Annotated in this window: 21 protein-coding genes and 3 tRNA genes; 9 read left to right on the forward strand and 15 right to left on the reverse strand. The window is 67.3% G+C overall.

Going from position 1 to position 21,291, the window contains the following annotated elements:
- Both ACFO5K_RS21535 and ACFO5K_RS21540 read right to left on the reverse strand, forming a co-directional pair.
- Entirely contained in the window at positions 1-1,533 is a 1,533-nt protein-coding gene (locus tag ACFO5K_RS21535) for a DUF2142 domain-containing protein (RefSeq protein ID WP_378565860.1), read from the reverse strand.
- The gene (locus ACFO5K_RS21540) at positions 1,530-2,495 is read right to left on the reverse strand and encodes a glycosyltransferase (RefSeq protein WP_378565863.1); all 966 of its coding nucleotides are present in this window, start codon (positions 2,493-2,495) and stop codon (positions 1,530-1,532) included. The genes ACFO5K_RS21535 and ACFO5K_RS21540 overlap by 4 nt, the downstream gene beginning before the upstream one ends.
- Positions 2,496-2,670: 175 nt before the next feature.
- On the opposite strand from ACFO5K_RS21540, the gene ACFO5K_RS21545 reads away from it, so the two are divergent.
- Entirely contained in the window at positions 2,671-3,195 is a 525-nt protein-coding gene (locus ACFO5K_RS21545) for a GtrA family protein (RefSeq protein WP_378565866.1), read from the forward strand.
- Positions 3,196-3,306: 111 nt separating this feature from the next.
- The gene (locus ACFO5K_RS21550; RefSeq protein WP_378565869.1) at positions 3,307-5,196 is read left to right on the forward strand and encodes a glycosyltransferase; all 1,890 of its coding nucleotides are present in this window, start codon (positions 3,307-3,309) and stop codon (positions 5,194-5,196) included.
- A 170-nt stretch (positions 5,197-5,366) separates the two neighbouring features.
- On the opposite strand, the gene rsgA is transcribed toward ACFO5K_RS21550, so the two are convergent.
- The 6 genes from rsgA to ACFO5K_RS21580 all read right to left on the reverse strand — a co-directional run bounded on the left by rsgA (position 5,367) and on the right by ACFO5K_RS21580 (position 11,045).
- Positions 5,367-6,398: a ribosome small subunit-dependent GTPase A gene (gene rsgA, locus ACFO5K_RS21555; RefSeq protein ID WP_378565872.1), complete on the reverse strand. Its 1,032-nt coding sequence runs from the start codon at positions 6,396-6,398 to the stop codon at positions 5,367-5,369.
- 272 nt (positions 6,399-6,670) lie between these two features.
- Positions 6,671-7,066 carry a hypothetical protein gene (locus ACFO5K_RS21560; RefSeq protein WP_378565875.1) on the reverse strand — a complete coding sequence of 132 codons (396 nt, stop codon included), beginning with the start codon at positions 7,064-7,066 and terminating at the stop codon, positions 6,671-6,673.
- Positions 7,067-7,247: 181 nt separating this feature from the next.
- Entirely contained in the window at positions 7,248-8,315 is a 1,068-nt protein-coding gene (gene glfT1 / locus ACFO5K_RS21565) for a galactofuranosyltransferase GlfT1 (protein ID WP_378566247.1), read from the reverse strand.
- A gap of 235 nt (positions 8,316-8,550) precedes the next feature.
- Entirely contained in the window at positions 8,551-9,393 is an 843-nt protein-coding gene (wzt, locus tag ACFO5K_RS21570) for a galactan export ABC transporter ATP-binding subunit Wzt/RfbE (RefSeq protein WP_378565878.1), read from the reverse strand.
- Between the two features lie 13 nt (positions 9,394-9,406).
- Complete coding sequence (gene wzm, locus ACFO5K_RS21575; protein ID WP_378566250.1) at positions 9,407-10,294, reverse strand: galactan export ABC transporter permease subunit Wzm/RfbD; 888 nt, start codon at positions 10,292-10,294, stop codon at positions 9,407-9,409.
- Positions 10,295-10,463: 169 nt separating this feature from the next.
- Complete coding sequence (locus ACFO5K_RS21580; protein WP_378565881.1) at positions 10,464-11,045, reverse strand: bacterial proteasome activator family protein; 582 nt, start codon at positions 11,043-11,045, stop codon at positions 10,464-10,466.
- A gap of 86 nt (positions 11,046-11,131) precedes the next feature.
- Between ACFO5K_RS21580 and ACFO5K_RS21585 the strand changes: the two genes are divergently transcribed.
- A complete protein-coding gene (locus ACFO5K_RS21585) occupies positions 11,132-12,334 on the forward strand; it encodes a cysteine desulfurase-like protein (RefSeq protein WP_378565884.1) in 1,203 nt (400 codons plus the stop codon).
- Positions 12,335-12,365: 31 nt separating this feature from the next.
- Here the strand turns inward: ACFO5K_RS21585 and ACFO5K_RS21590 are convergent, their stop codons facing one another.
- Complete coding sequence (locus ACFO5K_RS21590) at positions 12,366-13,349, reverse strand: NAD(P)H-quinone oxidoreductase (protein WP_378565887.1); 984 nt, start codon at positions 13,347-13,349, stop codon at positions 12,366-12,368.
- 108 nt (positions 13,350-13,457) lie between these two features.
- On the opposite strand from ACFO5K_RS21590, the gene ACFO5K_RS21595 reads away from it, so the two are divergent.
- A tRNA-Ser gene (locus ACFO5K_RS21595) sits at positions 13,458-13,542 on the forward strand.
- Positions 13,543-13,596: 54 nt separating this feature from the next.
- Here the strand turns inward: ACFO5K_RS21595 and ACFO5K_RS21600 are convergent.
- Both ACFO5K_RS21600 and hisC read right to left on the reverse strand, forming a co-directional pair.
- The gene (locus tag ACFO5K_RS21600) at positions 13,597-14,373 is read right to left on the reverse strand and encodes a DUF2382 domain-containing protein (protein ID WP_378565890.1); all 777 of its coding nucleotides are present in this window, start codon (positions 14,371-14,373) and stop codon (positions 13,597-13,599) included.
- A 220-nt stretch (positions 14,374-14,593) separates the two neighbouring features.
- Positions 14,594-15,664, reverse strand: coding sequence for a histidinol-phosphate transaminase (gene hisC / locus ACFO5K_RS21605; protein WP_378565893.1), 1,071 nt, complete (start codon positions 15,662-15,664; stop codon positions 14,594-14,596).
- An 89-nt stretch (positions 15,665-15,753) separates the two neighbouring features.
- Between hisC and ACFO5K_RS21610 the strand changes: the two genes are divergently transcribed.
- The 3 genes from ACFO5K_RS21610 (at position 15,754) to ACFO5K_RS21620 (ending at position 16,788) form a co-directional block, all read left to right on the forward strand.
- Positions 15,754-16,491: a dienelactone hydrolase family protein gene (locus tag ACFO5K_RS21610; RefSeq protein WP_378565896.1), complete on the forward strand. Its 738-nt coding sequence runs from the start codon at positions 15,754-15,756 to the stop codon at positions 16,489-16,491.
- Positions 16,492-16,584: 93 nt separating this feature from the next.
- Positions 16,585-16,674: transfer RNA gene (locus tag ACFO5K_RS21615), tRNA-Ser, on the forward strand.
- A 41-nt stretch (positions 16,675-16,715) separates the two neighbouring features.
- A tRNA-Arg gene (locus ACFO5K_RS21620) sits at positions 16,716-16,788 on the forward strand.
- A gap of 211 nt (positions 16,789-16,999) precedes the next feature.
- Here the strand turns inward: ACFO5K_RS21620 and ACFO5K_RS21625 are convergent.
- A complete protein-coding gene (locus ACFO5K_RS21625) occupies positions 17,000-17,578 on the reverse strand; it encodes a hypothetical protein (protein ID WP_378565899.1) in 579 nt (192 codons plus the stop codon).
- 245 nt (positions 17,579-17,823) lie between these two features.
- Between ACFO5K_RS21625 and ACFO5K_RS21630 the strand changes: the two genes are divergently transcribed.
- Entirely contained in the window at positions 17,824-18,255 is a 432-nt protein-coding gene (locus ACFO5K_RS21630) for a hypothetical protein (RefSeq protein ID WP_378565902.1), read from the forward strand.
- A gap of 373 nt (positions 18,256-18,628) precedes the next feature.
- Here the strand turns inward: ACFO5K_RS21630 and ACFO5K_RS21635 are convergent, their stop codons facing one another.
- Both ACFO5K_RS21635 and ACFO5K_RS21640 read right to left on the reverse strand, forming a co-directional pair.
- Positions 18,629-19,357 (reverse strand): maleylpyruvate isomerase family mycothiol-dependent enzyme, encoded by a 729-nt coding sequence (locus ACFO5K_RS21635; protein ID WP_378565905.1) that lies wholly within the window; start codon positions 19,355-19,357, stop codon positions 18,629-18,631.
- A gap of 204 nt (positions 19,358-19,561) precedes the next feature.
- Positions 19,562-20,245, reverse strand: a complete 684-nt coding sequence (locus tag ACFO5K_RS21640; protein WP_378565908.1) for a DUF998 domain-containing protein — start codon at positions 20,243-20,245, stop codon at positions 19,562-19,564.
- A 148-nt stretch (positions 20,246-20,393) separates the two neighbouring features.
- On the opposite strand from ACFO5K_RS21640, the gene ACFO5K_RS21645 reads away from it, so the two are divergent.
- Positions 20,394-20,522: a hypothetical protein gene (locus tag ACFO5K_RS21645; RefSeq protein ID WP_378565911.1), complete on the forward strand. Its 129-nt coding sequence runs from the start codon at positions 20,394-20,396 to the stop codon at positions 20,520-20,522.
- A gap of 305 nt (positions 20,523-20,827) precedes the next feature.
- Here ACFO5K_RS21645 and ACFO5K_RS21650 read toward each other — a convergent pair whose 3' ends face one another.
- Positions 20,828-21,199 (reverse strand): very short patch repair endonuclease, encoded by a 372-nt coding sequence (locus ACFO5K_RS21650; RefSeq protein ID WP_378566253.1) that lies wholly within the window; start codon positions 21,197-21,199, stop codon positions 20,828-20,830.
- Positions 21,200-21,291 lie beyond the last annotated feature (92 nt).

The raw sequence follows: 21,291 nt of genomic DNA on the forward strand, positions 1-21,291 counted from the left end.
TCATCCCCAGACGACGGTGTAGTACGTCGCGGCCGCCGCGATCAACGCGAACAGCGACGCACAGGTGACGGTGATCGCCGTGCCACGTGTGGGGATCACGCCTTCGGCATCGGTGAGCCGCAACGGCACCCAGCGCGCCACCACCGCCAGACCCACGATGGCCAGGGGCACGAAGTACCGGCCCTGCACACCGTCGATGAGGTAGAAGTCGACCGGCGTGAACGACATGTACAGCGTCACGTAGATCATCGCCACGCTCGCCAGCACCGTCAGCGCCACGATCAGGGTGCGCCGGAAAGTGGCTGTCACGGTGCTCATGCGATCGGCGATACCGAAACTCACCGCGAACGCGATCAGGCACGCCAGCATCGAGACGGCGGGCACGTCCACATAGGCGAAGCCCAGCTCACCGAAGAACTGACTGAACCAGCGGTGATCGCGCAGGGCGATGCTCTCGCCGAAGGTGTGCACGAATTGCGCGGGATCGCCGAGGATGCCCTTCAGCTGATCGGCGGGGCGCACCTGGCCCCACTGGTGCGGTGGGCGCATCAAGCTCATGCCGTCACCGGTCGCCGACGCGATCTTGGTCCAGGTGAGGAACAGTGCGCCACCCACGGCCGCGAAAGCCCACGGGATCCATTTCAGTTTCCCGGTGAAGCCCAGCCGGTCGGCGGGCACGATCACCACCAACATCGCCAGCAGCACATACGTCGGTTTGCTCAATGGCAGCGCGATCGTGGCGGCCAGCAGGGCGCCGGTTTCCACCGGACGCAACCGGTCGCCGACGAACAGCGCCTTCAACAGCAACGCCGACACCATGATGGCCAGGGCGTTGGTGAGCGTGTCGGCGGTGACGGTGCCCGCCTGGAACAGTGCGATCGGCAGCACCGCCACGGTGAACACCAACCACTGGCTGCGCCGCTCCCGCAGCGCGTAGAGCCCGAACCCGACCACACCGAGGTAGGCCACCAGCCCGGCCAACCGCGTCAGCAGATACATTCCGCCGACATTCAGGCCCAGCGCCTCGCCGAGCCGAATACCCACCGCCGCGGGCACATACGGCACCGGGGAGTACGCGGCGGTGTTGGTGAACCACATCTGCTGGGTGGTCGAGGAGATCTCGGCGGCACCGAGCCGGTCGTAGGCTCCCGGGTCGGCCACCATCGCGCCGGGCTCTTCGGGGTTGTCGTTGTAGTCGCGGAAGGCGTAGCCCATCAGCTCGTCGACGCTCACCGGGATCTGCCCGCCGAAGGCGACACCGCGGTCGTCGTCGATGCGCTGTGGAAGCACTCCGCCGTGGGCCACCTGGTAGGCGCGGCCGAACTGGGTGAGTTCGTCGTGGCCCCAGAACGGCGGGGTGAGCACGGCGAACAGGGCGCCGAAGACGGTGGCGATCACCGCGAACGCGACCGTCGCGGCGCCGAAACGCCGGGTCAGCGCGCGCACCGGGGCCAGCACTCGATCACTGGTCGATGGTGCGGGAGCCGGACTCTTCTCGATGACGGTGGTTTCGGGTTCGGTGGAAGTGGTCACCGAAGGTCTCCGGTCGCGATATCGGCACCCACCCCGGCGGCCGCGTAACGCAGGTACACCAGTCGCGCCGTCTCGTGCCGCGAGCGGCGGATGCCGTCGAGCACCAGGCCCGCGGTCCAGGCGAGGCTGCCCAGCAGCATCAGCGTGAACGCGAAGAACAACGTGGGGAAGCGCGCCACCTCGTGGGTGTTGTAGAACTCGATCACGATCGGCACGGTGAGGATGATCGAGATCAGCCAGGCCAGGGTGCCGAACAGACCGTAGAACGCGACGGGGCGCTCGTGCCGGGCCAGCCCGAGGATGAGCGCCAGGATCTTGGTGCCGTCGCGGTAGGTGCGCAGCTTGGATTCGCTGCCCGCGGGGCGATCACGGAAACCGACGGCCACCGAAGTCTGCGGCACCCGCAGGTGCAGCGAGTGCACGGTCAGTTCGGTCTCGATCTCGAACTCGCGCGAGACCGCGGGGAAACTCTTGACGAACCGGCGCGAGAACACCCGGAAGCCACTCAGCATGTCCTCGACGTTCTCGCCGAAGACCTTGCCGACCACGCCGTTGAGCACCTTGTTGCCGGTCTCGTGACCGGACCGGTAGGCGTGGGTGTCCTCGTCCTGCTTGCGCACGCCGAGCACGTGATCGTAGGGGCCCTCGAGCAGCGTCTTGATCATCAGTGGGGCCGCCGACGCCTCGTAGGTGTCGTCGCCGTCGATCATCAAGTAGACGTCGGCCTCGATATCGGCGAAGGCGCGGCGAACCACATTGCCTTTGCCCTTGGTGTTCTCGTAGCGCACGATCGCCCCGGCCTCGCGGGCGCATTCGGCGGTGCGGTCGGTGCTCAGGTTGTCGTAGACGTAGACGACGATCCCCGGCACGGCGGCCTTGAGGTCGGTGACGACCTTGGCGACCGCAGCCTCTTCGTTGTGGCAGGGGACCACGGCGGCAATGCGAAGCTCGGTGGAGTCCACCCGGGTCAAATCCTCGATGTAGGCAGCAATGGGTCATCGGGAGGTTACCGGAAGCGGTTTCGCGGTGCGCTGGCGCTCACGGGTTGGCGCGGCCGGGAGCGCGGTATCAGGTTTGCGATGTTTGCCCGGTGTGGCCGACGGCCGTGCCGGGGTGCGGTTGGGCTACCGTCGGAGCGTGTCACAGCCCGATATCTCCGCGCCGGCCTCGCTCGTGAGCCGGGTGGTGGCCGGGTTGCGCCAGGGCGCGGCTTTTCTCGTCGTCGGCGCGATCGGCTTCCTGGTCGACGCGGGTACCTACAACCTGCTGGTGTTCTGGGACGGCGGCTTCGGCTTCGCCGAAGGTGTCCTCTACCACCTCCCGCTACCGGCCAAGATCATCGCGATCGTGGTGGCGACGGTGGTCACCTACTTCGGCAACAAGTGGTGGACCTTCGCACACAAGAAAACCGACAAACCAGGGCGCGAATACCTTCTGTACTTTTTGTTCAACATCGTCGCGATCGGTCTGCAACTGGGCTGCCTCGGCTTTTCCCGCTATGTGCTCGACCTGTCGTCCCCACTGTCGGACAACATTTCCGGCACCTTGATCGGGCAGGCGCTCGCCGTCGTATTCCGCTACTGGGCCTACGACAAATTCGTGTTCACCGGCTCTTCGGTTACGCCCGAGCAACACGCGCGGGGTGCGGTAACCCCTCACTGACACCGCGCGGGTAACCCACGATTGATATCCTCACCCCCGCCCGTCGCGACGCCCTTTCTTTACGTGACTGCCTGCGTCGGCGCAGTCGATACCGAGAATTTCGAGGACTTCATGGAAACGTCGGCTACGCAAGCCGTGACCGAATCGAACGAGGCCGCGCCCGCATCCCTGCGAGGTGAACACTCGGCCCCCGAACGGCTGGTCCTGGCCAGGGGCATCTTCACCGGCCCGTCGGCCCGGGTGAGCGACGAGCTCTACGCGGTCGTCAAGGGGGGTGCGGCAGCGCGCGAACGCCTGTCGCTGCACCTGCCCAAGGGCGCGACCGCCCACACCAACACCTATTTCGGCCGCTTCGCCGCCAGCTACTGGCAGCGCTGGACCACCGTCACCGAGGTGTCGGTGACCGCGAATCTGACCGTGGGCAACAAAGCCAACGTGCGCCTGGTGGCCTCCGACATCGCCGGACACCGGCGCATCGTCGCCTCCTCGGTGGCCACCGGCAGCGGGCACGTCACCCTGAGCGCGCCGCTGGACCAGTACGTCGACGGTGGCGCGCTCTGGCTCGAGTTCGACGCGGTCGGCGGCGAACTCGACATCACCGAACTCGCCTGGACCGCCGCCGCACCCGAGACCCTGCGCCCGGTGGCCATCGCGATCTGCACCTTCAACCGGGCCGAGGACTGCGCGCACACCGTGGCCGCACTGGCCTCCGACGCCACCGTGCTGGCCGCCATCGACGCGGTGTACGTGGTGGACCAGGGCACCGACCTGGTCGAGAACCGCCCGCTGTTCCAGCGGGTGCGCCCCGACTTCGGTGACAAACTGCGCTATATCCGCCAGCCCAACCTCGGCGGTGCGGGCGGTTTCACCCGCGGCCTCTACGAGGTGTCGGCGGCCAACGAGCACGCCGACGTGATCCTGATGGACGACGACATCCTCTGCGAACCCGAAACCGTGCTGCGGTTGCAGGCTTTCGCCAACCTCACGGTCGAACCGACCCTGGTCGGCGCGCAGATGCTGTTCCTGCTCAACCCCGACTACCTCAACGTCGGCGCCGAAGATGTGCGCCTGGGCGAGCTCAAGCACGGCCAGAAGGTGCCCAAGGCGCTGCGCAACACCTCCATGCTCAAGAAGAACCAGGAGCGGCGCGTCGACGCCGGCTACAACGCCTGGTGGACCTGCCTGATCCCGGCCGAGGTGGTGAAGAAGATCGGCCTGCCGGTCCCGATCTTCTTCCAGTGGGACGACGTCGAGTACGGCGTGCGGGCCCGCGAGAACGGCTTCGTCACCGTGACCCTGCCCAACGCCGCGGTCTGGCACGCCGACTTCTACTGGAAGGACTACGACGACTGGGCGCGCTATTTCTCCACCCGTAACTCGCTCATCGTCAGCACCTTGCACACCGAGCTCGACGGCAAGGCGATCACCAGGGAGTTCTTCCGCTACATCGCCGAGCATCTCGTCGGCATGCAGTACGGACTGGTGCACACCACCCTGCAGGGCATCGAGGACTTCATGAAGGGCCCGAAGGTGCTGCGCGACGGCGGCATCGAGGCCCTGGCCGCCGCCCGCGCCTCCCGCAACGACTACCCCGAGACCATCAAGCACCCGGCCAGCACCCCGCCGGTGAACGCGGCCGAGATCCACGTGCGCCGCGCCAGTGGCGAGCCGAGCCGGGTCACCCTGGTGCTGATCAAGCGCGCGATCATGCAGTGGACCGGTCGCACCCAGCACGGCCTGATCGGCGTCACCCGCGAGGACGCGCACTGGTGGCACGTCGGCCTCTTCGACCACGTCGTGGTCACCGACGCCTCCCAATCCGGCGTCCGCGTCCGCCGCCGCGACAAGGCCCGCGCCCGCGCCCTCCTCATCCGCACCTACCGCACCCTGCGCAAACTCCGCAAAGAACTCCCCGCCCTGCAATCCGAATACCGAGCAGCTGTCCCCGAACTCACCAGCCGAGAAAACTGGGCCCGCCTCTACGGCATCGACCCCACCTAGCCACCACCACTCAACCAAGATCATCAGGCTCTGGTGGGTTTTCCTTCTCGGCCGATGTCTACACAGTTGCCTGGTGATCGCACGTCCAACTGGGTGCACCACGACCACCACGCCGTCGGAGTGGCGTAGGCGGAGGGGCCTACGCTGCGGTGGCGTGGTGGTCGGGCGGGTCAGCGGTGGCCGCGTTCGCGGTACTGCCTGCGCTGTTGTTTGGCGATGGTGCGCCAGGCGCGTTCGCGCTCGGCGGCCAGGCGCTTGTCGGAGCGGGCGGCCATCCACTCGTTCTCCCTGGCCAGCTTGCGGTAGCTGGTGAGCCGGCGTTCGGTGATGGTGCCCTCGGCCAGGGCGGCGCGGACCGCGCAACCGGGTTCGGTCTCGTGGCCGCAATCCGCGAAACGGCAATCGGCGGCGAGGGACTCGATATCGCTGAAAGTCCTGCCGATGCCTTCGGCGGCGTCGAAGAGGCCGACGCCGCGCAGACCGGGGGTGTCGATCAGGGTGCCGCCGCCCGGGAGTGGCCGCAGCTCACGGTGCACGGTCGTGTGGCGGCCCTTGCCGTCGACCGCGCGCACCGCGTTGGTGGCGAACACCTCCGCCCCGAGCAGGGCGTTGGCGAGGGTGGACTTGCCCGCACCGGACGGGCCGATCAAGGCGACGGTGCCGGTGAGTACAGCGGTGAGATCCTCGAGACCGGCCCCAGCGGCCGCGCTCACCGCGACCACCGTTGCCCCCGGCGCGACCGTACGTACCGCATCGAGCCGCAGGTCGTCCGCCGCATCGGCTTTGGTCAGCACGACCACCGGCTGAGCACCGCTTTCCCAGGCCAGCGCGAGCATCCGCTCGATCCGTCCCAGATCAACGTCGCCATCGGCGGCGGTGCAGATCAGCACGGTGTCCACATTTGCGGCCAGCACTTGGGCCACCGAACGCCCCGACACCGACGATCGCGTGATCGCCGACTCGCGCGGGAGTAGTTGCCGCACAGTGCCGTCGGCATCGAGACCGACCCAGTCGCCGGTGCACAGCCCGGTGATGTCACGCGGGCAGGCAGCTCGGGCGGGTCCGCGTGGTGTCACCACATCGCATTCGCTGCGGTCCATCCGCACGACGCGGGCGGGCACGAGATCACCGATCAGCGGCAGATATCGAGAAGCTACGGCTTCGGTCCAGCCGTAAGGGACGAGCAGGTCGTAGTCGACCACGATGAGAGAATCCTTCGTCGGTTGCCGAACCCGACGAAGGGGTTCAGCGAGTAGAGGTGATGTCCGGAGCAACCAGGTCGGGCGCACAAGCGCGCCGCCCGGCCACGGCAATCCACACGTGTGTACTCACGGACATCCACCTCCTCTCCAACGTTTCACCGTCAACTCTGCCCGACCACGGGCTGCGCCCGCAATCTATTTTCCGCACACGACGTCACCGCCATCGCGTGGGCGAACTCGCGCCGCCGTGCGGGTCCAGCGTGCGGTGTCGATTACGGTACGAAGACCTCGGTGGACTGGGGCAGATGCGGCTTGTCGGTGCGGACGGTGATCTCGACCCGACCGGGGCCGGTGTAGGCGACCACGTCCTGGACCGGGTAGGTGCTGGTCTTGTTCGCCGGGATGAAGCGGGTCACCGAGCCGGTAGCGCCACTGTCCAGGTTCTTCCAGTCGACGATGATGTTCACATCGCACGCCAGCAGCGTGGGCGCCCAGTTGCCCAGCGGGGAGAATCCCTGCGAGATGCGCAGCGAGATCGCGTGCAAGGCGCCGGGCGCGGGGGTGTATTCGGCGAGCGGGCCGTCGAACGCGGTGCCCGCCACATTCAGCAGGCCGACACAGGCGCCGTTGCCCAGAGTCATGACCGGGCCGGTCCGCATTTCTGTCATTTCGCAAGTGCGCGGTCCCTGATTGGACCGGCTGAGCTGGCACGGGTCGGCGGCATGGGCGGCGCCCGGGGCGGCCAGGCACAAGGCCCCACCCGCGAGAACGGCGGCGGCAGCGGACGCGATACTCGTTCTGAAGGTCACGTTCGCAGATGTTAGGGGGAAACGCGCGCGCTAACCAGCCCTATTTTTGGGGAGGCTGATCCGGTTTGCCGAAATGCTCGTTGCGGCCGAGCGAACGCAGCCGGAACCATTCCTTCAGTCCCGCCGGGTCACGGCGGGTCACCAGGAAGAACCAGGAGAAACGAATCCATTCCTGCGGCAACAGTTTGCGCATACCGGGCTGGGCCATCAGATATCCACGATTGCGGTAGGTGAAGTATCGCTTCACCGGGTCATCGGGATATTGGGTGTGCATCCGCCCGCCCAGAATCGGCTTGAATTCCTCGGCGCCATTGGGATGCAGGTAGGCGGTCTGCAAGCAGGTACCGAACGGCAGCCCGGAACGGACCAGCCGGCGGTGCACCTCCACCTCGTCACCACGCACGAACAGGCGCAGGTCGGGCACACCGATCAGGTCCACGGCCTTCGCCGAGATCAGCGCGCCGTTGAACAGCGACGCGATACCGGGCAGGAAATCCTCGTCACCGAGCTCCGAACGCAGGCGTCGCCACACCACACCACGACGCAGCGGGAAGGCCAGCCGGTCGGGTTCGTCGATGTCACAGACCACCGGCGACACCTCGACCAGGTTGTGCCTCTGTGCGCAATCGATCAGTGTCGCAAGCACTTCGGGGCCATCGGGCCGGCCGTCGTCATCGGCCAGCCACACCCAGTCCGCGCCCTGGGTGAGCGCGTGCAGCATGCCGAGCGCGAAACCGCCCGCGCCGCCGAGGTTGTGGCGCGAACCCAGGTAGGTCGCCTCGATCGGTTGCTGAGCGACCAGCTCGGCCACCTCGTCCTCGTTGGCATTGTCGACGACGATCAGATGGTCGATCGAACGTGACTGTGAGGCGAGAACTTTCAGCGATTCAGCGAGCAGTTCACGACGCTTGTGCGTGACCACCACCGCGATGATCCGCGCGTTCGGGCCGGTATCGGTGCTCAGGTCGGCCGGTTCGGCACCGGGTGGGAGCGAGGCTTCGCCGTCTGCCACATTCGAGTCCGCATCCGCGCCTGCCGCATCACCGGGCGTCACCGAATTGTCGGGCGCTGCCTCGTCGCCGGGATTCGCTGCGTCGTCGGGCGTCATCGAGTCGTCGGAAGGCGCGGCGGCAGCCGAAGTCGCAGGGGCAGCCGAACGTGCCGCCGCGGAAGGCTCGACAGGAGCCGGGACAGCTGCCTCGAGCCGATCGGTCATGCTGAATCCGCCCGGAACGACGGCGGGCGCCGGCGCATCGCCTCGGCCGCTACTCATGCTGGTCCACCGGGCATACCCGGGCGGCCATCGTGGTTACGCTGCGCCGCCGCCTCCGGCCGTTGACCCCTCATGCCTTGTTCTGCTCCAGCTTCTTCTCGCCCGTCGCGCCGTCAGCGCCCTCGGTTTCCAGCTCGCGCAGCACCTGTGCCACGTGATTACCCGCTTCGGGCCCTTCATACGCTCGCACAACGTCTTCGATTCCGCCCTGTTCGCGGATCTGACCGTGGTCGATCCACATCGCGGTATCGCAGAGCTGGGCGAGGAATTCGTTGGAGTGGCTGGCGAAAACCAGGATGCCCGAGCGCGCGACCAGCGACTGCAGCCGGGTGCGGGCCTTCTTCATGAACTCCGCGTCGACCGCGCCGATGCCTTCGTCGAGCAGCAGGATCTCCGGGTCGATCGAGGTGACCACGCCCATCGCCAGCCGCACCCGCATCCCGGTGGAATAGGTGCGCAACGGCATCGACAGGTACTCGCCGAGTTCGGTGAAGTCGGCGATCTCGTCGATCTTGGCCAGCATCTGCTTGCGCGTCTGCCCGAGGAACAACCCCCGGATGATGATGTTCTCGTAGCCCGAGATCTCCGGGTCCATGCCGACACCGAGGTCGAACACGGGCGCGACCCGACCGCGGATACGCGCACTACCGCGCGAGGGTTCGTAGATGCCCGACAGCAACCGCAGCAGCGTCGACTTGCCTGCGCCGTTGTGACCGACCAGGCCCACCCGGTCGCCCTCCTTGAGCGACAGGTTGATCTCGCGCAGCGCCTCGACCACCACCACATCGGAACTGTTGCGTCCGATCGCACCACCGGCCTTGCCGAGGAACGCCTTCTTCAGCGACCGCGATTTGGCGTCGAAGATGGGGAACTCGACCCATGCGTCATGGGTTTCGATACTCACACGGCTCATCGGCGGACTGCTCCTAAACCCAGTACGGGACGCGGGCACGGTACTGCTTGAGCGCCAGGATCGCGACGATCCAGCCGACCAGCGTGATCGCGCCGACGATCGCCCAGTGATGCCATTCGGTCGGCTCACCCAGCAGGGGCGCGCGGATGATCTCCAGGTAGTGGAAGGTGGGGATGATCTCGATCAGCTTCGCCCGGTCACTCATGCCGCCGACGGAGTCCTCGAGTGCCTTCGTCGACCACATCACCGGGGTGAGCACGAACAGCATCAAGGTCATCGAACCCAGGATCGGGGCGATGTCGCGGTAGCGGGTGGCGAAGATGCCGAAGACGATCGTCACCCACATGGCATTGAGGAACAGCAGCAGGATCGCGGGGAACACCAGCAGCAGCGACCAATCGAGATTGCGCCAGAGCGCGAACCCGACCAGCAGCAGCGCGTAGATGGCCGCATTGTGGATGAAGAACAGGAACTGCCGCCAGACCAGGCGATACACGTGCACGCTCAACGCCGACGGCAACTGTTTGATCAGTCCCTCGTTGGCGATGAACACATCGGAACCCTCGAGGATCGACGCGCTGATCACGTTCCAGACGATCAGGCCCACCGTCACATACGGCAGGTACTCACTGATCGGCTGATCCAGCAGCGTCGAATACAGCAGACCCATCGCCAGCGCCTGCAAACCGGTGGCGATGGTGATCCAGAACGGACCGAGCACCGATCGGCGATAACGCTGTTTGATGTCCTGCCAACCCAGCGACAACCACAGCTCACGCTGGTGCAGACCTTCGCGCATGTCCCTGAACGCGCGGGCGAAGGTCTGCGAATCCGACACCATCGGCGTTTTCACCAGCAGCGGCGCGTCAGCGGTGTGCTCGGCGTCGGCAGCTTCGGCCAGTTCGGCATCGGTGGGGGTCGGGTCGGCAGGCACGGGGCTCTCTTCGTTACGCGCGTCACTCCGATCGGAGACCGATTCGGGACGAGCAGCAGCGGCGGGCACGGTCCCCGACCTTACAGGGTTGGGTCACGGGTGTTCGGGGGGCGGGAAGGGGTGATCCGACCCGACCTCAGAGGTACTGGCCCCCACCCACATGACCACCCGGCTTCGCCTCGGCATGCGCGCCCGGCGGCAACGCGTGACGCATCTGCTCGAGCTGGGCGCGGGCCGCCATCTGCTGGGCGAACAGCGCGGTCTGGATCCCGTGGAACAGGCCCTCCAGCCAGCCGACCAGCTGCGCCTGCGCGATGCGCAGTTCGGCATCGGAGGGCACCGAGTCGTCGGTGAAGGGGAGGGTGAGGCGTTCGAGTTCCTCACGGAGTTCGGGGGCCAGGCCCTGCTCGAGCTCGCGGACCGAGGACTTGTGGATCTCCTTGAGACGCGTGCGGCTCGCGTCGTCCAGCGGTGCCGCGCGCACCTCCTCGAGCAACTGTTTGATCATGGTGCCGATGCGCATCACCTTGGCGGGCTGCTCCACCATTTCCGACAGCGTCTCCGACGATTCGTCGCGCTCGCCGTCGGATTTCGCCGCGTCGCCCGGCTCCTGTGCCGGGAACGCGGCCGCGGCGTCGGAGTCGGCGGGCACGGTGACCGGACGGCCGTCGGGACCGATCACGACGATGGATTCGGGGACATCCTCCGAGTGCGTCATACCCCCATCATTGCGTGTGTGCCGGGTTCGCGCTAAAACCCCCAGGCGGTTACACCTGGGCGCCCGCTGGCCTTAAAGTGACCACCATGACTTATGACGTCGCGAGGGTTCGGGGCCTGATACCGTCCCTGGGCGACGGCTGGATCCATCTCGACCCGCAGGCGGGGATGCTGGTTCCCGATTCGGTATCTCGCGCCGTCTCAACGGGTTTCCGGACCTCCTCCTTTTCCCACATCGGCCGCCACGGCGCGGCGAACCGCAGCGGCGCGATTCTCGACGCCGCCCGGGAGGCGGTCGCCGACCTGGTCGGCGGAGATCCGGCCGGCGTCGTGCTCGGCCCCGATCGTGCGGTTCTGCTGGCCTGGTTGGCCGAATCACTGAGCTCGCGCCTGGGGCTGGGCACCGGCATCGTGCTCTCCCGCCTCGACGACGAAGCCAACGTGGCCCCGTGGCTGCGCATCGCGAACCGGTACGGCGCGCATGTTCGCTGGGCCGAGGTGGAGATCGAGACCTGCGAGATGCCCGCGTGGCAGTTCGAGGAGCTGATCGGCCCCACCGCGCGCCTGGTCGCGCTCACCGCCGCGTCCCCGATCGTCGGCTCGGCGCCCGCGGTGCGGGTGGCCGCCGACCGGGTGCACGACGTGGGCGGGCTGCTGGTGGCCGACGCCTTCGGCGCCGCGCCCTACGCCCTGATCGACATCGACGAACTCAACGCCGACGTGGTCGCGTTGAGCGCGCCGTCATGGGGCGGTCCGCAGGTGGGTGCGCTGGTTTTCCGTGACCCCGCCTTCCTGGACCGCATCCCCTCGATGTCGCTCAACCCCTACGCCAAGGGCGCCGAACGGCTAGAGGTGGGCGGGCACCAGTACGCGTTGCTGGCCGGGCTCACCCAGTCGATCGACTTCCTCGCCGGACTCGACGAGCGTGCCACCGGCACCCGCCGTGAACGGCTGGAAATGTCGATCACCTCGCTGCAGGACTACCACGACCAGCTCTTCGACCACCTCATGCAGGTGCTCGAGCAGGTCGACAACCTCACCGTGATCGGACGCGCCTCCACCCGCATCCCGACCGTCAGCTTCACGATGGCCGGTATGCAGGCGGAAAAGGTGGCCGCCAAGCTGGCCGACGCCCGGATCGGCACGGTCAGCGGTGTGCACGGTGGTTCCCGGCTGCTCGACGCGCTGGGCGTCAACGACGAGGGCGGTGCGGTCACCATCGGGTTGGCGCCCTACACGACGCGCTACGAGATCGACCAGCTCGGCCGGGCACTCAGCTCCCTCGAATAATCAACTCCTGGAACAACCGGCGCGGCGGGGCTCAGTCACGCACGCGCAACACGACCTTGCCGAAGGTCTGCGAGTCGTCGAGCAGTTCGTGCGCGCGCCCGGCCTCGGCGATCGGCAGTTCCGCGGAGATCACCGGAACGATCTCGCCCGCGGCCACCCGCGGCCACAACTGCGCGCGCACCGCCGCCACGATCTCGGCCTTGCTGCCCGGCCCCTGCTGCGGCCGGTTGCGCACGTTCGTCGCCTGCACCGTGCCCCATTTGCCCAGCAGCGCAGCGAGGTTCAGTGTCCCGGAGACACCGCCCTGCATGCCGATCACCACCAGCCGCCCGTGCGCGGCCAGCGCTTCGACATTGCGTTCCAGGTATTTCGCGCCCATGTTGTCGAGGATCACGTCGGCACCACCCGCGTCGGCGAGCACCGCGACGAAGTCCTCGGTGCGGTAGTTGATCAGGATCTCGGCGCCCAGCTCTCCGCATTTGGCCAGCTTCTCGTCCGATCCGGCCGTCACCGCCACCCGTGCCCCGAGCCCACGCGCCACCTGGATCGCGTGCGTGCCGATGCCGCCACCGCCGCCGTGGATCAGCACCAGTTGCCCTGATCGCAAGCCGGCGGTCATCACCAGGTTCGACCACACCGTCGCCGCCACCTCCGGCAGCCCGGCGGCCGCCACGGGATCCATCCCCTGCGGAATCGGCAGCAGCTGGGTGGCCGGCACCGCGACGAACTGCGCGTACCCGCCCCCGGCGAGCAGCGCGCACACCTGGTCGCCGACCTGCCAGTCCGCCACGCCCGGACCCAACCCGACGATGGTGCCCGAACATTCCAGTCCGAGCACCGAACTGGCGTCGGCGGGCGGCGGATACAGCCCGCGCCGCTGCATCACATCGGCCCGGTTCACCCCCGCCGCGACGACCTCGATCAGCACCTCACCGGGACCGGGCTCCGGGTCCACCGTCACGGTCCACTCCAGCACCTCGGGCCCGCCGAAGCCGTTCAGTTCGATCGCGTGCATGTGCGCTCCCCGCGTAATCGGGCCGAGCCGATACGCTCGGCGGTCAGTGTCGGCTCCATCGTCACCCATGTCCCGTCGAGATCGGCGTCGGCTACCATCTGAGTCCAGGGAGACGTGGCAGAGCGGCCGAATGCACTCGCCTTGAAAGCGAGCGTGGGTAAAACCACCGGGGGTTCAAATCCCTCCGTCTCCGCAACATGATCAGGCCCCAGCCGGGTGGCTGGGGCCTGAGTCGAATCAGCTCGGGTCACGGGCGGTTACGGCGCCGATCGTCGTCGATCCCTTCGGTGTCGACCCGTTCCTTGCGGACGGTGTCGGAGACGGTCTGCTCCTCGGGGACTTCGTCGACTTCCAGGCGGACCCGTTCCACCGGGACGGCTTCCTTCTGCACGTGTACCTGATCGGCGTGCAGGGTCACCTCGCGCTCCTCGTCGCCCATGTCGGGCCTGGTGCCGGTGCGATCGGTGATCGGCTCGCGTTCCACGTGCACTTCCTCGTGGGTCGTGGGGACCGTGATGGTCTGCTCCTCGTTCACCACGTACTTGCGCAGCCGGGCCCGGCCCACCTCTTCGCTCTCGGTGTCCACCCGCAGCTGCTCTTCCGAGCGCACCATCGACGGATCGGAGCCGGTGTCGCGGTGGCCGTGGGTCATGGGCTCGTCACCACCGGGGCGGATCTGCTGGCGGCCATAGGTGTTCCAGCCCGCTGCCCGCGGGTCCACGTGGTAGTGGTGGAACAGTTCCTGCTCGGACTGCGAGCTGATCCGGCCGCCGTCATCGAGATGCGGTGCGGACTTCACCTGTTCCTTGTCCACGTGCAGGCGCAACGTGTCCTCGTCGGCCTGGTGCTCGGCGCCGGCCAGCGGCACCAGCGAATCCTGGCTGAACAGGCCGGTGGACACAGCTGCCCAGGTGGGCGAACCGGTGTTGTTGTCGATGTAGATCTGCTTGACCTTGCCGATCTTCTCGCCCCGCTCGTCATAGGCGGTGGCGCCGATCAGTGAATCCAAGGTTGCCTTGCTCATTGTTCATCCCTCCTACCGGGTACGGAGGCTGTCGACCCGACCTGCGCCGGGTCCGAGATGACGGCTCCGCTTGGTTGTGGGTGACTAGTCGGGGTGCAGTGATCGGGGATGGCCGGATCAGCTACGTGGCAGCAAATACCCGGTCGACTTTTCACCAAACAACCCGACGTCGCGGGGATGATCTGCGCGCGGCGTACTGGACTCGGACGCGCGTCCGGGTCTAGCGGAAGCGCGCGGCGGTCTCCGGTGCAGTCGCGAAGGCGAGGAACTGCTCGTTCTCGTGCGGGTCGCCGATCGTCACCCGCACGCCGTCGCCCGCGAACGGACGGACCAGCACGCCCGCGGCGGCACTGGCTTCGGCGAATTCGACGCTGCCCGCACCCAGCGGCAGCCATACGAAGTTGGCCTCGCTCGCCGGCACCTCGTACCCCGCCGTCACCAGGGCGTCGACGACCCTGTGCCGCTGCTCCACCAGCACCTCAGTGCGGTCGAGGAGTTCACCGCGAGCCTCCAGCGAGGCGATCGCCGCCGCCTGCGCCACCCGGTTCACGCTGAACGGGATGTGCACCTTCAGCAGCGCGGTGATCACCTCGGGATCGCCCACCGCGTAGCCGACCCGCAACCCGGCCAGGCCGTACGCCTTGGAGAAGGTGCGCAGTACCACCACATTCGGGCGGGAGCGGGCGATCTCGACACCGTCGGTCGCCGGGCTCACCCGCATGTACTCGTAATACGCCTCGTCGAGCACCACGAGCACGTGCGCGGGCACCCGATCCAGGAACCGCTCGAGCTCGGCGCGCCCGTGCGCGGTGCCGGTGGGGTTGTTGGGATTGCAGACGAAGATCAACTTGGTGCGCTCGGTGACCGCGTCGGCCATCGCGTCCAGGTCGTGCAGCTGGTCCGCGGTCAGCGGCACCGGCACGGCGGTGGCATTGCCCACCTGCGTGACGATCGGATACGCCTCGAAGGAGCGCCACGCGAACACGACCTCGTCGGTGGACGCGTCGCAGGTGATCTGCACCAGTTCCTGGCACAGCGCCACACTGCCGCAGCCGACAGCGACATTCGCCACGGTGACCCCGAGGAACCCGGCGAGCGCGATCCGCAGCCCGGTGACCTGATTGTCCGGATACCGGTTGGCCTGTTCGGCCGCCTCCGCGATCGCCTTGGCGGCGCTGGGCAGCGGACCGAAAGTGGTCTCGTTCGATGCCAGCTTCACCGCGTCGGGGTGGTTGCGGCCGGGAACATAGGCCGGGATGGTGGCGAGGTCGGGCCGGATGTGCGCTCTCACGCCCCCAGCCTACGGTCATCGACCCGGCCGATGCGCGGCGCGTGCGCACAGCCCTACCCAAGACCAGTTCTGCCGCCTACGCTGGGTTTATGCCGGGCACTTACAACGATGTCGCCCCACTCCGGCCGGTGGAGCCCACCGGCGAGTCGCGCGGCGCCGATACGGCCGGGTCCGCGCCACGCACGGCGGTACCGATCACCGTCGTGGAACCCGAACGAGCCGCGCGCGGCGGCATCGTCGTGTTGCACGAGTCCCGCGATCTCCCACCCGAGTTGCTGGAATTGATGCGGTCGTTGTCGATCGAAGGCTGGATCGTCGTCGCGCCCCACCTGTTCGACCGGATCGCCGACGATCGCGTCACCGAAGTGTTCGGCGAGGAGCTGTTCGCCGACTTCGACGCCGGCTTCGACTGGCTCACCAACCGTGGCGTCTACCCCGACACCATCGGCGTGCTCGGCTTCGACACGGCAGGCACCGCCGCCTTCCTGGTGGCCACCAACCGGCCCATCGGCGCCGCGGTGAGCGTGGCGGCCGCGGGCATCACCGAGCCGCTGGCAGCCCAGGACGCCCCCCTCGTGGACATCGCACCCAGCTTGCAGGCGCCGTGGCTCGGCCTGTTCGGCGCCGACGACCCGGCCACCCCGCCGGCGGCCGTCGACCAGCTCCGCGAGGCGACCGCACGAGCCAATGTGGCCAGTCTCACCATCACCTATCCGGGCCTGACACACCGCGCCGACCGCCCCGACCCCGACGACGACGCGGCCACCGCCATTCGGATCGATTCCCAGACTCGCATCTACGACTGGTTCGACAGCAACTTACGCTGATTGACCAGGCGTTTTGGACTACTACGACAGCTCGTGTAATCTTCATTCCCGGCGGTTCGACAAGGACCGGTGCCCTCGAAAGAGAAGGCTCCAGGAGGCGTGCCAGAGCGGCCGAATGGGACTCACTGCTAATGAGTTGTCCCTTCACGGGGACCGGAGGTTCAAATCCTCTCGCCTCCGCCATACCCAGCTCGCTGGGTTAACAACTGAACAAGCAAGACCATGCGCCCGTAGCTCAACGGATAGAGCACTTGACTACGGATCAAGAGGTTAGGGGTTCGAATCCCTTCGGGCGCACAAAGAACCGCCCCTCACCAGGACCTACTGGTGAGGGGCGGTTCTACGTTTTGGGGAAGTCTCGCCAGATCCACTACTTTCCCTGTGCGAACTGGTCGAGGGCCATTCTCGCGTCCGGCCGACAGTCCGCCGTTCGAGGTAGTGCCGCTCGGTTGTATCCAGCTTCGCGTGCGACAACTGGGCTTGTGCTCGAGCCGGACCGAGAGCTGACCTATCCGTGATCTATCGGATCTGCCAGCAGCACCACCCGGTCGGTTTCCGGATCGAACCCGAGCAGTGGGTAACCGTACTGACCTTCGGCGCTCATGAACACCGGCTTGCCCAGTCGACGACCGATCGCGCATACGAAGTCGCACAGGGTGTCCACACCCGCCTGGCCTTGCAGCTCACGAAGATCGACGTCGAAATCGATCTCTGCGGCCGACATCGGCCAAAAAGTCACCTGCACACCCGGGACGGGCCAAACCGGCAGCCTGATGTATTCCGCATCCGCAGCGGGCGGCAGCACATCCGCAGCAGGCGGCAACGGTCGCACGTTGCCACCTTCCAAGTATTCCCATGGCCACCCGCTGGACTGGACCAGGTCGAACACCACCTGCCAGTCCGCGACCGTGACGCCGGGCACCCAGAGATCCGGCAGCGTACCCATCAGATTCGGGTCGAAGAAGTTCTTGGCCTCGTTCCACCGCAGATCTGACATCCGGCCATGCTGCCAGGGCGCGCTATCGGACCGCACCCTGATTTCATCGCTCCATCGAGGAATGTGCGGTCGGAGCTCGACGTCGACCACGTCCTGGCGCAGCCGTGGAACACCCCGAGTTGGCCAACGCCAGGTACTTTCACGGAGTGGTTGTTTGCGGGCGCGTCGGCGACGAGCACGCGCTCGGCAGACGGGTACGGATGTCAGTAGACTCCGCGCGGACGGTCACTATTCGTCTTGAAAGCGAGTATGGGTAAAACCATCGGGGGTTCAAACCCTTCCGTCTCCGCAAATGCCGGGCCCGAGGCCCGGCGCTCAGCTCGAGGGGGAATCTCGTGACCGGTGTCGTACCCGGGCCCGCCGTTCCGGCGCAGCAACAGTTCCGTGTGGTACCGGGGGAGACCGGCATCGTCGTCCACACCTGGAAGCTGCCGATCGCCTTCGGTATCGGCACGAAGGTCGCGGTCAACGGCTATCCGATCCCGAACACCAAGTGGGGTGCCAACTTCGTTCCCGGACCGCCCGGTGTGCACACGGTGGCAGTCGACGCGATGCAGTGGGGGATGGCCTACGGCGGCAACTTCGCCCAAGTTCAGGTCTTTCCCGGGCACACCACCGAGGTGCACTACACCGCGCCGGCGCAGATCTTCATGAAGGGCGCGCTGGCCGCCGAGCGTCAGCCCGCGCCCGGTGCGGTGCTCAGCTACGTCGCCATGGTGTTCGCCGTCATCGTTATCGCGGCGTACGTTGCGCTGATCGTCATGTGAGCAACCCGCCCACCGGGTTGGTGGGCGGCTGCATCCGATTGATCTGGCGCTGCTCCGTGGACCTTCACTTGCAGGCGACTGGCGACTTCACTGTCGTATCCCAGCCGCAGTCGTTCAACCTGCGGCTTATGACGGGAGCGGTCTCCCGGGGTCGGCGGACATGACTCAACCACTACCAACCCCCGCCGATTCGGGCAGACAACGGCAGGCAGCCACGTAGCGACGATCGCAAAACATGCTGGTAGCAGCAGGTTTGGGAATACGTCAGCGGACAATCGCAGAGCAACGGAACAGCCAAGATATTAGGGATTCGAATCCCCTCGGGCGCATGGCAATCCGCTTCGCACCAGTCGGTACGGAGCGGGTCTTTTGCCTACTTCCAAGCCGGGAGTGGGGGGAGTGGGCCGGTGAGGTCGGCACCGGGGGTGCGGCCGAGGAGCCAGGCCAGCAGGGCGTGGGAGGGGCCGAGGACGGTGTGGTGGGGGCGGCCGGGGCCGACGGTGGCGATGAGGTCGGTGTCGGTGGATTGGATGTCGAAGGTGGGGGTGGCTTCGGGGAGCAGTTTCGCCGACAGGTCGGCGATGGCGTCGGGGAGCAGGCGGGCGACGAATTCGGCCGGCCAGTCGACGGGGGTGTAGCCGACGTCGAGGTCCACGTGATGGATTTCGGTCTCGCGCAAGCGCATCCAGGGGATCTGATCGGCGAGCAGGGTGCCGCCCTGGCGGTTGCGGACTTCGGCGAGCCAGTCGACGGGTGGCATGGTATCGGCGACCGCCCGCATGCGGTGGGCCGCGGCGGTGAAGTCGGCGTGCTGGACATCCAGTGGGCGCGGCGCACCGGCTTCGATGTCGGCGTCGCGCACGGCTGCGCTGGCGTACTGCGGGATCTCGATACCGGTGCGGGCCCACAGCAACAGGTTCAGCATGCTGTCGGCATTGCGGGACAGGTGGGTGACGACATGACCGCGAGTCCAGCCGGGTAACAGGGACGGTTCGGCCAGCGCCGTGTCGGTGAGGGCGCCGATCGACGCATCAAGGCGCGCGGTCGAAGCGGCGACCTGAGTCAGCAGGTCGATGGGGGTAGCGGTATCGCTGGTGGTCACGAGGTCGAGCGTAGCGGCTCGTCTTGCCCGTCGAGGGCGTTGACGACGCTGTGTGAACTGGCCTGTGGATAACTTTCAGGCTGTGGACAACTAGGCGATTTTCGTGGTCGAGGCGGCGGCCGGCGAGCGGACTGGTGCGACGATCGGCCGACAACGTCTTCGCAATCGGAGGGGGAAGAAATGTTCACAAAATTGGTGGCCGCGCTAGCCGGGGCAATCCGCCGCCGCGTGCTCGCGCGACTCGATCAGCACCGCGGCAGCCAGGGCCAGCAACCACAACGACATCGCGCCGACCTGGATGCGCTGGGCGATGCCGAGGGCGTGGGAGCCGGGGAGGTTGTCGGCGACCAACATCCAGATCGTCGCCGCGGTGCCGATCGCGAGCACGCCCAGCCCGAGTTCACGCAGGATCCGCCAGCGGCGGTAGCGGTAGGCGGCGGCGCTGAAGGCGAAGGCTGCAACGGCGATCGAGGTGACCGCCAGGGTGCTGGTGAGGGCGTGCGGTTGGTGCAGTTGCGGGAACAGGCCGCCCTCGGCGCAGTCGGTCGCGCACTTCCGCAGGGGGAACAGAGTGTCGGCGATGGTGGCCGCGCCGAAGCAGAACAGGGCCGACCAACCGAGGGTGGTCAAGCCGCGACGGGGGAACACGAGCAGGCCGGCGACGGCCGCGGGGAGCAGCAGCAGGCCCGTGAGCTTGTCGGCGGTCGCGAACACCGCGCGGTAGGGCTTGCCCTCGGCGTCGAGTTCGCTGAGGAAGCCGTCGACGGGGTCGGTGTCGATCGGGAGCACGAATTCCAGCACCCAGGCCGAATAGCACAGGGCGGCCACCGCGATCGCGAGGGCGATCGGTACAGCGCAGCGACGAGCGCACGGGGTCACAGCGGACATTGTGCGGCGTGTGCGGGTTCCGGCCGGGCCGCGCACTGGTCGGTCCGGGCGCGTCGATCGGCGCGCACCCGGTTTCATCACAGCCCGCACAGGTTGTTGTCAGGTTGGCGGGGCAGGGTGGAGAAGGTATCCAACCGGAAGGTCATAGATGAGCTACGTGATCGCAATGGCAAGTTTCGCCACGATTCTGGCGATGGCGGTGTCCGGCTTCGCCGCCGCCAACGCGCCTCGTTCACTGGTGCGCGTTCGCGCCGACCGTTCGCCGCGCCGCTACTGAGCTGGCGGAGTTGCTCATCGCGCCGCTGGTTCCGTGCGGACCCAGGCGCCCCGTCGGTCGCTGAGCCCGTCAGGTCGGCCGCGCCTCGTGAGTCGAATTCTGAGTTCGCGGTCTGCGGCCGACGTCTGGTCGGGACGTCGACAACCCCGTTGGAGTCGGCCGACCTCGGCGTTCTGGCAGCCCTCCGACCGCCGCAAAACCGAATCAACAGCGCTGCGGTAATGGCGATCCTGGACGACCCGCGTCTGACGGGACGGGGCCATCCGCGTGATCGGCAGTTGCGTCCGCGATCCGGTTCGTCGCCACTAGGACTCGCGCAACAAGGCGACGATCTGCTGGGCGGCGGCACCGGGATCCTCGTGTTCCCAGATTCGCACGACCTGCCAACCCGCTTCCCGCAGCGCGGCGTCGGTCGCGCGGTCGCGCGCGACATTGCCCGCCAATTTCTCGGCCCACCACTCGGCGTTGTTCTTGGGGGCGGTCGCGTGTACCGGGCAGCGATGCCAGAAGCAGCCGTCGACATAGACGGCGATGCGGCGGCGGGGGAAAACCACGTCGGCTCGTCGGCGCTGACCTTTGATCGGGGCACGATCGACGAAATAGCGCAGTCCGGCGCGGTGCAATTCGCGGCGCAGGGCCAGTTCCGGCGCGGTGCCCGCGCGGCGTTGCTTGGACATGCGTGCGCTCGTGGCGGGGTCGGTGACGAGCTTTCGGGCAGCCGGTACCCGAGCGGGTGCGCGGCCGGGGATCTCGTCCCGGTCGGTGGCCC

Origin of the sequence: Nocardia halotolerans, assembly GCF_042650145.1 — a bacterium.
Taxonomy (GTDB): Bacteria; Actinomycetota; Actinomycetes; order Mycobacteriales; family Mycobacteriaceae; genus Nocardia; species Nocardia halotolerans.